10 protein-coding genes are annotated in these 12977 nt (G+C 51.1%); 4 read left to right on the top strand and 6 right to left on the bottom strand.

Going from position 1 to position 12977, the window contains the following annotated elements; genetic code table 11:
• The first annotated feature begins 112 nt into the window (after positions 1-112).
• The 3 genes from AC0YN4_RS12250 (at position 113) to fabV (ending at position 3450) form a co-directional block, all read left to right on the top strand.
• Positions 113-1021: a helix-turn-helix domain-containing protein gene (locus AC0YN4_RS12250; protein WP_475781743.1), complete on the top strand. Its 909-nt coding sequence runs from the start codon at positions 113-115 to the stop codon at positions 1019-1021.
• 91 nt (positions 1022-1112) lie between these two features.
• Positions 1113-2099, top strand: a complete 987-nt coding sequence (locus AC0YN4_RS12245; protein WP_475781742.1) for a phytanoyl-CoA dioxygenase family protein — start codon at positions 1113-1115, stop codon at positions 2097-2099.
• 160 nt (positions 2100-2259) lie between these two features.
• Positions 2260-3450 (top strand): enoyl-ACP reductase FabV, encoded by a 1191-nt coding sequence (gene fabV / locus AC0YN4_RS12240; RefSeq protein ID WP_475781889.1) that lies wholly within the window; start codon positions 2260-2262, stop codon positions 3448-3450.
• Between the two features lie 60 nt (positions 3451-3510).
• Here the strand turns inward: fabV and AC0YN4_RS12235 are convergent, their stop codons facing one another.
• The 6 genes from AC0YN4_RS12235 to AC0YN4_RS12210 all read right to left on the bottom strand — a co-directional run bounded on the left by AC0YN4_RS12235 (position 3511) and on the right by AC0YN4_RS12210 (position 11918).
• Positions 3511-6036, bottom strand: a complete 2526-nt coding sequence (locus tag AC0YN4_RS12235) for a discoidin domain-containing protein (protein WP_475835897.1) — start codon at positions 6034-6036, stop codon at positions 3511-3513.
• 210 nt (positions 6037-6246) lie between these two features.
• Entirely contained in the window at positions 6247-7350 is a 1104-nt protein-coding gene (locus tag AC0YN4_RS12230; RefSeq protein ID WP_475835896.1) for a Ger(x)C family spore germination protein, read from the bottom strand.
• A gap of 8 nt (positions 7351-7358) precedes the next feature.
• On the bottom strand, positions 7359-8444 hold the full coding sequence (locus tag AC0YN4_RS12225; RefSeq protein ID WP_475781739.1) for a GerAB/ArcD/ProY family transporter: 1086 nt from the start codon (positions 8442-8444) through the stop codon (positions 7359-7361).
• A gap of 7 nt (positions 8445-8451) precedes the next feature.
• Positions 8452-9876: a spore germination protein gene (locus AC0YN4_RS12220; RefSeq protein WP_475781738.1), complete on the bottom strand. Its 1425-nt coding sequence runs from the start codon at positions 9874-9876 to the stop codon at positions 8452-8454.
• A 117-nt stretch (positions 9877-9993) separates the two neighbouring features.
• Positions 9994-11007, bottom strand: coding sequence for a Gfo/Idh/MocA family protein (locus tag AC0YN4_RS12215; RefSeq protein WP_475781737.1), 1014 nt, complete (start codon positions 11005-11007; stop codon positions 9994-9996).
• Between the two features lie 17 nt (positions 11008-11024).
• On the bottom strand, positions 11025-11918 hold the full coding sequence (locus tag AC0YN4_RS12210) for a sugar phosphate isomerase/epimerase family protein (protein ID WP_475781888.1): 894 nt from the start codon (positions 11916-11918) through the stop codon (positions 11025-11027).
• A 193-nt stretch (positions 11919-12111) separates the two neighbouring features.
• Here AC0YN4_RS12210 and AC0YN4_RS12205 point away from each other — a divergent pair, with 193 nt between their 5' ends.
• Entirely contained in the window at positions 12112-12972 is an 861-nt protein-coding gene (locus tag AC0YN4_RS12205; RefSeq protein ID WP_475781736.1) for a helix-turn-helix domain-containing protein, read from the top strand.
• The last annotated feature ends 5 nt before the right edge of the window (positions 12973-12977 follow it).

The following is a 12977-nucleotide window of genomic DNA, read 5'->3' as shown; positions in this document are numbered from 1 at the left end:
CCAATGCGCAAAACTATTGCACGGAATGCAGTACCTCAGCAATAATATACCCAAAGGACGCCGCAGCCCCTACGCGCCTAATCGCAACCACCGCAGAAAGGAAGTCCGCCGGATGCTGCCTAATCAAAGCGGTTTACCCACCATCAACAGTATTGGCGATATTATCGTGCAAGCGGGCGGTCACCAGCTTGGACCACGCACGATAGTCGACTATGAGCTGGTCTATTTTCCAGAAGGCTCCGGTACGATGTACGAGGTTCAAGGGATGCAGCCCATCCAGCATAGGCTGAGCGCACCTTGTTTCGTATTCACGCAACCGGATACTATGCACCGGTATTTGTTTGACCGCGACCGCAATGTGCGGCATCTATTCGTTCACTTCGACTACGACCTCCTGCGGGAGAAGGATCCGCGTTTCACCGCCCTGCTCAGCACCATTCATGTGGTTCCGGCCGCACAAAGCAGCTTGATCGGTGCCATTATCAATCAGATTGTCGTGGTCGCCAATTATCAATCCCACCACTGGCGGCGCAGGCTCGCCTCCCTGTTAACGACAGCCATCGAGGAATTAGCAGCGTTCGCCGATAAAACGCCGGAATTTGCAATCAGCAGCTACCCCGTCCAAATCGCCAATAGCATCGCCTACATGGAAGAGCATCTCACAGAGCCGATTACGATCGAAACGATTGCTCAGCGGTCCGGTTGGTCTCATGCGCATTTCACGCGAATGTTCGTCGAAGCTGTGGGCATGTCGCCTAAACGAATGCTCCTTGAACGCAGGCTGCATCGAGCTGAGGAATTGATGATGAGAGGTGCGGGGACAGTCAAGCAAATATCGTACTTAGCCGGCTTCGGCGATGAGCATCATTTCTCCAAAATGTACAAACGTATCCGCGGCATTACCGCAACCGAATATATAGAGCGCTGCAAAGGGCCGATTTTCCGACATACGGCAATTGGCGTCGATCCGGATCGAACTTTCGTCAATCGACATATCGTCGTCAACCCAGATATCAAATAAACACATCGAAAATCATTTCCATCCATTGAAACCGCTCTCTTAATATTGCACAATTAGAGCATATCATCTCGTTACTGGAGGAATAGAATCGATGGCAACTTACTATACGCCTAAGTCCCGTGAGCGGGTTGACCGTTATTTGGTCAGTGTGGAGGAATATGCGCATTATCATCGCAACGGTTACCTCATTGTAAGAGGCTTGGTGTCAAAAGAAGACATCGCCGAGCTCTACGAGCTTGCCGAGAATACAAGAACGAAGAATAAGAAACCGGCTCGTGAATCCCACAGCCATAATCCGCTGGACGAAGAATTCCTAGATGCTACACGCGTGCATATGCTCTCGCGCATTGAACCTGCCGCTGAACGCGGTTTGCTGAACCCACGCATCCTCGATGTCACCGAAGCGCTAATCGGACCGGATGTATATGCCGTACAATCCATGATGTTCCTGAATCCACCCGGCCGCGGCGGTCAGGGCTGGCATCAGGACGCTTGTTATATCAAGACCCATCCGGACACGCTGATCGGCGCATGGATCGCGCTCGAAGAAGTCGACGAGGAGAATGGCTGCCTCTGGGTAGCTCCGGGCTCCAACCACGAACCGATCTATCCGCCAGACGGTATGGGCGGCGGCAATGTGCACGCCTTGGATGCCTTCTCGAATTTGAACGGTGTTCAGAACGTGAGCCATCTAGACGATGAAGTGAACACCTTATCGAAGGTGGTCGCCAAATACCCACCTCCGATCTCCGTTCCTATGCAGCCGGGCGACGTCCTATTCTTCCATTCGCATCTGTTTCACAGGTCATTTCCGAATAAGACAACAGACCGCTTCCGCCGCTCCTACGTCTGTCACTATTGCAATGCCCGCTCCTGGGTACCTTGGGATCATGACGGCTACGAAGGCGATTCCGGCAACTACCGCCAAATTCTCGCACGCGGCCGCACTCATCTTCCTTATGCCGAGCCTGCATTCGGCACCGAGGTTTATCTATACGAAGGCGATGACACGGACGGCAGCGTCAGCATGATGGGCATGGACAACGGCATGATGATGCCGATCGGCCAGAAGAAATAAACGAAGAACGGCTTACCCTCACATGAAAGGTGACGGGGGCCGTTCTTTTTATGCCAGCTATGTTGCGGATTCGCTTCAATAAAGGTACTATCAGAACATTGAGTATTGCCTATACTTACTAATACGAGACAACCGTATGAGAGGAATTGAACAGACACACATGATTATCAAACCAAGAACACGCGGTTTTATCTGCACGACCGCTCACCCAACGGGCTGTGCCCTTCAAGTGCAGGAACAAATTCATTATGTCAAAGAACGCGCAGCCATCTCCGGGCCTCGCAACGTGCTCGTCATCGGAGCATCGGCGGGTTATGGGCTCGCAGCTCGTATTGTCGCGGCATTCGGTGCCGGCGCTAATACGGTTGGCGTCTACCGCCAAAGCGAGAGCAAAGCGAACCGCACGGCATCGGCTGGCTGGTACAACTCCGCTGCATTCGAACAGGCAGCGCAGCAAGCAGGCCTCAAGTCGTTCAGCGTGACAGGTGATGCTTTCACCGATGAGACGAAGCACAAAGCAGTTGACCTGATCAAGCAGGAGCTGGGTCAAGTTGACTTGGTCGTATACAGCGTCGCTTCCGCTCGCAGAACGGATCCGAAGACAGGCGAAACGTCAAATTCCGTCCTGAAGCCAATTGGCGAGACATACACCAACAAGACCGTCAACTTCCATAGTGGCGAAGTGACAACGATTTCGATCGAGCCTGCCACTGAGCAGGAAATTCAAGATACAGTAACGGTTATGGGCGGCGACGACTGGCAAATGTGGATTGATGCGCTTCAGCAAGGCGGCGTGCTCGCAGAAGGCGCAACAACGATCTCCTACTCGTATATCGGATCGGAGATTACGCAAGCGATTTACCGTGAAGGCAGCATCGGTCAAGCTAAAGATCATTTGGAAGCTACAGCGAAGAAGCTCAGTGAACAACTAGCTGCAATTGGCGGCCGTGCATTCGTTACCGTCAGCAAAGCGCTGGTAACGCAGTCCAGCTCCGCGATCCCTGTTGTACCGCTCTATATCTCCGCACTTTATAAGGTTATGAAGGAGAAAGGGCTGCACGAAGGCTGTATCGAGCAAACCTACCGTTTGTTCACCGAGCGCCTATATGCGGGCGGCGAGGTTCCGCTGGACGCGGAAGGCCGCATTCGCATTGACGACTGGGAGCTTCGCGAGGATGTTCAAGAAGAAGTGGCGAAGATTTGGGATGCCATTACGACGGAAAACATTGAGCAGCTCTCGGATCTTGAAGGCTATCGCCAAGAGTTCTTCCAGCTGTTCGGCTTCGAAACCGAAGGCGTCGATTATGAAGCGGATACCGATCCGAACGTGGACGCACCTAATATTGTTTAATCAAGAAGGCCGGGTACCTCGCCACCAGCGAGGCACCCGGCCTTTCTATCTAACGTACTTTTACTGATTATAAACCTCAAACTCGTAGATGATCGGCGCATAGCTGGTTCCCGACGTGTAATAGATGCGGGCTTTGCTGCCTGTTACCGCACTGAACGTAATGACCTTCGGCACGCCGCTTGCTCCGATCGTCGTGCCCGTGTAAGCTGTCACCCACGAGGAGCCGTTCCAATACTCGATGCGGTATCCCGTCGTTCGGCTGTCATACTCGGTGAGCACCACTTTATTAAAGGTGGTATTCGCACCGAAGTTGACCTCCAGCCACTGGCCGCTCCAGCAGCCGCTGCATGCCTGCCAGTTTGTCGCAGTAGTGCCGTCGAAGGCTTTCGGCGCTTGCTGATTGGCATCCCACGAGGAGGAGCTGGAATACGTCTTGCCGAGCGCTAGGTTCGGAACATCATAATAAACCTCGAATTCATAAATAATCGGAGCATTCGCCGTTCCCGAGGTGAAATATATTCTGGCTTTGCTGCCTGTCACTGCACTGAACGTAATCGTCTTCGGCACGAAGCTCGCGCCGATACTCGTACCGGTATAGGCAGTCTGCCATGTAGAACCGTTCCAGTATTCAATCCGATACCCTGTTGTCCGGCTGTCATACTCGGTGAGCACCACTTTATTGAAGGTGGTGTTCGCACCAAAATTCACTTCCAGCCACTGGCCGTTCCAGCAAGTATTGCATGCCTGCCAGTTCGTCGCCGTTGTGCCGTCGAAGGCTTTCGGCGCTTGCTGATTCGCATCCCACGAGGAGGAGCTCGAATACGTCTTGCCGAGCGCCAGATTCGTTAAGTTAGGCGCAGGCGTCGACGTCTTCTGAACTAGCAGCACCCAATCGTTCGAGTCCGGCTTGGCCGGTATGTTCCATTGTCCGGATGAAGCCTGCGCACTGCTGCTAATCGTGGTGTAACCGCCGGTTCTCGGATTGTACCAACGGGCATTGTACAGGAATGCGTTATCCATCTGCTTCAATGTGCCGGTGCTGGTTGTGCCGTTAAAGAAGAATACCGAATACACCGAATTACCGTCGGAGGATAACAGCGACCTCGAAGTATCGCTGAATGCTCCCCAACTGGCATCATCGAATCGAGGAACGAGCTTCCACCACTCCAGCGACGTATAGTAGCTTTTGAAATACGTCAATTGGTCACCCGTCACATAATTCGCGCCATCATACCACCAGGTATACCGCGCCGGGAGCTCATAGCCGGTCCCGAAATCATCTGCAGCACCTGATACGGAATACACATCGTTCCATGTGCCCGAAGCTCCATACCCGTACCCGTAAATACCGTACTGGAACGACTTGTACGCAGCGCCCAGTGCACCGCGAGAATCCGTCCAGAAGCCATCGTATGCGCTTTCATACATGACCGAAGGTTTGGCTGTCGCAAAGTTCCAGAAGTCCTTCGCCGTGCTCATGCCGGTCATATCTCCTTGCCATTGAACCGCCCAGCCGTCATGATAGGCTTTGCTCGCCCAAGTGGAGTTCGATGCAACCGATGTGCCGGTATTCTCCATATGCGGCATAAGCGGCTGGTTATACGCATCATTATCCGAAATGCTCTGCCCGACGGCATACCATTTGCTCATCGTCGTCGTGTTGTAGTTGTTGTACATGTTGCGGTCAATCTCCTGTGCAATCGTCCAGATCACCGGATAGGAGCCATATCTCGCAACCCAATATTTAGCGACTCGTGCCATGTAGGCATCGGTATATACACCACTGTAACTCGCCGGATCCAGTGCCCAAGTTACTTGCGCATTGGCATGGACGAGTCCTTGATCGGCGATATACTTGAATTTCTGATCCAAGTTAGCAAACCCGGGCAAGTCTGTGCTCGAGAAACCATCGCTGAGGTTCGCTACCGCTTCTTCATCCGCTCCCGTATGCGTGCCTCCGCCATGCGGCTGCCAGATCGGCTCGGATTGATACACAGTAAACCCTTGGCCTACGCGTTTGTCCACCACATATTTGAACTGTGAGGCAACCCCTGATTTATTCGAGGTCGAGAACCGTTCATGCGGCAAAATCCAATGCGTATCGCCTAAGTAGAAGAACGGTGTGCCGTCATTGTACGTGAGGTAGCGCCCATTGCTGCTTACCTTTAGGAAACCTTTCTTATAGATCGCTTGGCTTCCGGTATAGGCATCGGCTTGAATCGTTTTCGTTACATTATGCAATCCGGTATCCGTCGTATCGTTTGCGGCTGTCGTCATCGTCCAAGCACCGGTCACCGTCGGGGCAAATCGAACCTTCCAAACGGCTCCGCCGTTCCAGAAAGCCGGACGGGTAATCGTAACTCCGCCGGGCCCGCTGAAAGTCGCGGTCACATCCACATCTTGAAACGGGTTTGTGTACGTCTTGGAGCTGGTTAATGAAATCTCGACAGTCTGCCATTTCTGCACGGTGTAATCTGCTGCGAATGCTTGCTGCGGAATGACAAGTGCCCCCATCATGATGGCGAAGGCCAGCAGTAACGAGCTGAACCGCCGCTTTCTCAAACCTACGCGTAAACCGGTTAACATATCATACACTCCCTCTCGGATCATATGGTAATACTTCGGTTTCCAGCCGCTCACTTGCGGACGCCGCTTCCCTCCTTTCCTGCATGCCGACCAGCCTGCTTTCTTATCTCCATCGCAGGCACTCCCCTCCTATTCTCAGTATAGAAAATCGTCGGCCGCCGGAACATTGCTGCATTTTTCTATTTGTTTGCTTGATTCGGCTTCTTCTGTTTACTCTGCCTTCCCGGTATTATTTATGATCACAGTGAAGCTGCAAGTTGCCTTTACTGAAGGATAAGATTCCGGCCAGTTCAGCTTCTTCCAAGCGGCATAACTCATATGGTTACGTATCGGAATGCCCATTCCAAGGCTGTCAACACGGTTCTTCTGCATATACGCAATCAACTTCTGCCCCCGCTCGGTCAGCTTCTTCGCAACCTGCTGCTCAATTCGTTTCCGGTCACTAGGTTCAGCGAGCGAGAGCTTACCGGTATATTCAAGCACCGATCCTTTGAGCTTAATATGAATGTGAACCGAAGGAGCTCCGGTTGAACCACGGCCAATCTTCACTTTCCGGCGGCTTATGAGAGAGCTGAACATAATGGTATCGCCCGTACTCTGCTTGCCATTCAATTGGACGCTGACCTCTCCTTGTTTGAAGGAACCCCTTAGAAATGCAAAGATGAGCCCTTCTTTAGCAGGAATCATCGTTATGTATCGATCATCTCGAAACAAGCCCACTCCGTCGATATTAATATGCTCACCGGAATCTCTGAGAATAGGCATAACGGGATCAATTCCGTCATCATATAGATCTCGTGTAAAGGAGTAGAGCGACGTTAAGGGAATCGTCCTTCCCATCGCTTCCTTTTCCAGAATGCCATCGATGTATTTACCGGTAATGGGATGCTGCTTATAATCCTTTTGCAGCATCTGTTTGGCATTCCCGTTCACGATGGATAATTTGAGACGCGGAGAAATAGAAGGATCACGTAGAAAAGTGTCCAAATGCTTGATCATTCCGCTTTTTGCAAGTGTCATACTAAATAAAGCATTACGCAGCTGACCGCTGACCAGCAGCAGATTGGTCAGTTTCGCAAGCTTGGTTCTGGCCTCCTTCCCGCTCGCTGCGATCGCACTCAGCACCTCGCGCTGCGTACGTGCCTGCGGATCCGCCTTCGGCATGGAAACGGCAATCTCAAGCCTATTGTTATCCACCAAATCATAGCTGCTCGTTTGGGAGAAACCGAGCTTCTCGAGAATCCGCTGATCGCCGCAGCCCGTTAAGGTCATTGCAACAGTCAGTATAACCAGCAGCAGCATTATTTTTCTCATGTTCAGCTTCATGCGGACGCCACTTTCTCCCGCGTGAGTGCCAACACTATAATGAGCAGCAGCGGCAAGGTAAACGCAATGATGCACTCCACGGCACTGAACACCTTGAACCATGTCTGCACATCGCTTATCGTGTCAGGGACATAGGCGACAATATAGCACAGCAGCACAATGATGCCGGCAAGCACATTTTCTTTCATTTTCGGAAATATTCTGCGGCCCGTCTCCTTTGCCGACCATAAATACATGACGACTGTAAACACAGTTGTGAATAGGAAGAACCCGCAGAATAAACTCTCCAGCCGCTCGACGAATGGGAATTTTATATACGCCATGAGGTCCAGCAGTGGATAAAGCATTCGGTTCAATTGTTTCGGGCTTAAGAAGCCGAATGCGACAAAGCAAATATAGGTATAGATTATCGTTGTCAGCAGACTGCCGAGGATGCTTGAGCGGAGAAATTTAGTCTTGGCATCGGTCGAAGGAAAGGTAAGCATCACTAGCTCATAGCCGAGATAGGCCGAATATATGCCGACAAAGTCTGCCAAAGAGCCTGTTCCGCCTTTAAGAAAGAACGGCGTTAACCTCGCAAAGCTGAATTCGCCATAGAAGAAAAACACCAGCAGCAGCATCCACACTGAGAACCAGAAGAACATCGTGGCGGCTTTTGAAATATTGTACAGCCCTTTGATCATCAACCAGAATATCAGCACATCCATGACAAGCTTGAACACCATCGGATTAGTCGTAGGAAAGGCCAGCATTTGAAAAATAAGCACGTATTCCTTGCCAACCAAACAACCCAGCATAGCCCACACGCCGACAAGAAACAAATAAAGCGGCATCAACAGCATTCTGGGAATCGCATGTTCCAAAATATCGAAGATCGATTTACCCTTGCCGAGCTTATAAACAGCCCCGATCAGCAGCAAATTGATGATGACAATCAGCCCATAGCCGGGCAGTACAATCCACCCATTCGTACCGAAGGTTTTGCTCAGCATCTGCGGAAGCATGAAGATAACGACTCCAAACTGCATCATGTAGACAAGTATGGTCATATGAAATGCAGACAGCTTCTCTGACCCATTCATAGGCAGCTCACCTCTTCATCTTGTTTCTGATCTTATTCTTCGTCCGCGTCTGAGAAGGACGGTAGTACAGTTTGTTGAATGGAGCACGGAAGAGCACATCACGCCACTCGCTGGGCTGAGAAGGTGCGATCGGAGTCAAGTAAGAAGAACCGAAGCTGGTCATACCGCTCAGGTGAATAATGACAGCAGCCAGGCCCAGTGCCAGTCCGAGATTCCCCCAGAATCCGGCCAACAAGATCAGACCGAATCGGATGAGACGTATCGAAGCGCTCATGGTATAGTTCGGGATAACGAATGAAGCAATGGTCGAGGAAGCAACTGCAATAATGAGAATATTACTGGTTAAACCTGCTTGCACGCCGGCTTGTCCGATAACGATACCGCCGACGATACCGATGGTTTGCCCGATTTTTGTCGGCAATCTGGCGCCGGCTTCTCGGAGTAGCTCGATTGTAAGCTCCATCAGCAACGCCTCGTACACGGGAGGGAAAGGCACCCTGCTGCGGGATTCCGCCAGAGTCAAAATGAGGTTTTGCGGTATCATTTCGTAATGATAGGTTGTGACCGACACATAGAGCGCCGTGAAGATCATCGTGATGAAGAGGGCAATGAACCTTAATATTCGCGTCGCCGAGCCGAGCATCCAGCGCATGTAATAATCGTCGGAAGAGGAGAAGAATTCAACGAATGAAGCGGGTATGCTGAATGCCGTCGGACTTCCGTCCATCAATCCGACCACGCGTCCGGCTACAAGCTTGGAAGCGATAGCGTCGGGACGTTCAGAGGTCAATATTTGCGGGAAAAGTGCGTAAGGACTATCGTCAATAAGCTGAATAAGCATGTTTGTATCCAGCACGGCATCGATTTCAATGTCCTCGATTCGTTTCTTGAGCTCATTGATATACGATATATCGGCTAAGTCTTTGATATAGAGCACATAAACATCAGCTTTGGTAACTTCTCCTACGGAGAGCTTAATTACTTTAAGATGGGAGCTTTTGATCCGCTTGCGAAGCAAACCAAGGCTGACACCGGCATCCTCCGTGAATGCGTCATGAGGCCCTGTAATCGTTGTTTCCTGTTCCGATTGGGAAACCGAGCGCCCTTCGTTGCCGGAAACATCGACGACATAAGCGTTGCCTTCATAGAATATAGCTGCTCGCCCGGATAAAATGCTGACAATGAGTTCTTTGCTGTCTGTCATCGGAACAAATTTCGAGTGCTTTACGAACTGCTGCATCTGCTCTTGATCCGCAGTTTCGATCAAATTGATCAAATCTCTGTACAGCTTATCCCCTGCTATCAGGTTGCCGATAAAAACAAGATCAACCCCGAGGTTAGGAATCGTGTGGTGAATGAGATCACTGCAGTCCTCGAACTCATGCAGGGTATGTGATAGCGTTGGCAAAGTATGCTTTTGAGTTGAAGTCATAGTTATACCTCCGCTGGATGGTTTTTTCCGTTATTATGTATCGAATGGGAGGACTCTAACCGAATAAAAAAGAGAGCCGCCATAGTGGCAGACTCTCTCTTCGTTCCAGCTTGTATATTACAATTTAATCTTCTGTCCCAATCGCGCACTCTCGACTGCGCCGAATACCATCGCAACGCTCTTAATATTGTCATGACAGTTCGTTTCGGCCGGACGATTTTCCTCCAGCGCAGCGAACATTTCATCCATGCAGCCGAAATGACCTTCACGCCCGCTCCATTCTTGACTGCCTTCCACTCTCTTCATCTCGAGGGTGAAGCCTTCCGGCTTAGAACGGTCAATGCATTCGCCGTACGGCATCGTTGCTCCGTCCCAGCGTGCACCACCCTCGCTGCCGGTGACGCGCCAATTCGATTCCCATGAGGTGTTCAATCCATCCGCGCACCAGGAACCGTTATAGGTAAATACCGAACCATCGCTCATTTCAAAGATACAAACGGCAGATGCGTTTCCTTTGTACCAGGAGCCCGGAGGGTTATATTCATGGCAATAGACCGATACCGGATCTGCGCCGCTCAGGAAGCGGGCTTGATCGAAGGTGTGAATCGCCATATCCACGATCAGCGGATTGTCCATCAGGTCACGGAAACCGCCAAAATGGGGTCCGAGGAAGAAATCCGCATGTATCGCGCCTACTGTCCCGATCGCTCCGGAGCCGATCAAATCGCGGAATGAACGGATTTGCTTATTATAGCGGCGATTCTGCATTACGGCGTAGCTTCTGCCTGTTTCTTTGCTTACCGCTACGATCTCTTCCGCGTCAGCATAGGATTCCGCCATCGGCTTCTCGCCTAGTGCATTACAGCCTGCGCGCATTGCAGTCGTTACGATCTGTTTATGACTGGCCGGTATGGTTACATCAAATACAAGATTCGCATCCGTTGCGGCTAAGGCCGTTGCCAGATCTGTGAAGGTCGGTACTTGCAGGCCGCGTTTAGCTGCCTGTGCCTTGGCGCTCTCTTCATAAATGTCGACTAGGCCGACAATTTCAGCATTTTCCCGTTCAATCGCGTAATCGATCCATGTATTGGACATGCCGCCGCAACCTGCTACTACAATGCGATGTTTCATGAGTAATCGATCTCCTTCTATACCGGATTAGGAACAAAGTCGCCGCCGCGGCAGCGTTTGAGATAATTTAGCCCATGTACCTGACCTGTCATTTCGAGCTCATCCTTGTAAACCGGATCATGCCAGCCCTCGATATCGATGCTGCCCTTGTAGCCGGCTTGACGCAGAATCGAAATAATATCGGTCCAGTTGGAATCGCCGAAACCAGGTGTCCGATGCCAAACAAATTCACGCGGTCCGTGAATGCCGTATTCCTTCACAACATCCCATGCGATTGTAGCATCTTTTCCATGTACGTTGAAGATTTTGGATGTCCATTTGCGAAGCTGCGGAATCGGATCGATTAAGCTCACCATCTGATGGCAAGGCTCCCATTGCAGTCCGATGTTATCCGCCTGCACCGTATTGAACATCATTTCCCACGCCGTCGGGTTATGCGCAATATTCCATTCACCACGCCCCCAAGTGCCGCCCATATCGCAGTTCTCGAAAGCGATCCGAACGCCGCGTGACTCTGCCCGCTTGGTCAGTTCGCCGAATACTTCACCAAATCTCGTCATGGACTCATCGATGCTGCCGGGCATTCTACCCGTAAATCCGGTCACAAGGTCTGTGCCGAACGCTTCTGCAGCATCTATTAACCGCTCCCAGCTGGCTAATGTATCATAGTTGTCGCCCGCGCCTGTGAGTGGATTGCCGAATACGCCTAACGTCGAGATGACGATGTCGCGCTCTGCCAGCTGCTCTCTGACCTGACGAGCGAGCTCCTGTAGATCCGTGCCTTGCGTGGTTTGCCAGAACGTTAAGCCGAATGATTCGAAACCATGCGGGATGATTTGCGGGATAACCGTTGCTGCCGTACTGCCATTGACCAGTGTGCCGATTCGAATATTGTTCACGATTCGTTCCATCACCTTTCCGAATGCTATTGCTTCCAAATGCTGGTTCTGCTCTTATCGTACCGAAAGTATGAGCTTCAAACCAGAACCAAAATTGCGAACAATTCGCACAATCTTATGATAATTCCGGTGATAAAAGCGATTCCAATTGAGATTTCACCAACTTATGACGTAAAATCGTACGTATAGACTGGAGGCTGTCCCTATGACGGTAAGTCCGTTTAAAGAGAATACGTGGATTCCCGATCGCACCTTTCCGATCAACGTGTTTATTGTGAAAGACGTGCATTTGCATTGGCATGATCATATGGAATGGGTCTATGTCAAAGAAGGTCGTGCCCGGGTACAAATTGATGCTTCCTTTATTCCACTGAACAAAGGAGAACTCGCGTTCATCAATACCAAGCAGCTTCATGGCGTCGTACCGCTAGAGCCGGATGCGGAGCTCATTTGTATCGTATTTAATGAGGCATTGGTGCGGGGAAGCGGGCTTGATATTACGGAGCATCACTATTTCGTGCCCTACCTGCAGCAGCAGGTGAAATGGCCAAGCTCGATGCAGACTACAAACCCCTACATGGATGAGATGAATCACTCATTCGTTAGACTTCTGGAGGAGTTCCAAGGCAAGCAGCCTGGGTATGAGCTGCTCGTGAAGGCGGAGCTGCTGCGGATCTTTGGGCTTTATTTTCGCTATGCCCAGCAGCACACGGACTTATCTCTGACGCGCGCGCAGAAGCCTTATGATTTATCGCATCTGCTCCAAACGCTCCGCGAACGGTATCAGGAATCGATCAGCGTGAACGAAGCTGCGCGTATGGTGAATCTAAGTCCGACTCATTTCTGCAAAATCTTCAAGCAGGTCACCGGCAAGACGTTAATCGAATACATCCACATGCTGCGTGTTCAAGAAGCCGAGCGCATGCTGCTCGATACCGATTATCCTGTCGCCGAAATTGCCGAGCGTGCGGGCTTCTCCACGATGACTTATTTTGGTAGAGTGTTTAAGAAGGTTCGCAATTCGACGCCGTCAGCGATCCGCAAGGGACAGCTGCCGCTGCCATGATTAGG

This window comes from Paenibacillus sp. J22R3 (assembly GCF_056269305.1).
The sequence above is the reverse complement of the archived record's forward strand: the minus strand, read 5'-3'. Positions and strand labels throughout refer to the sequence as shown.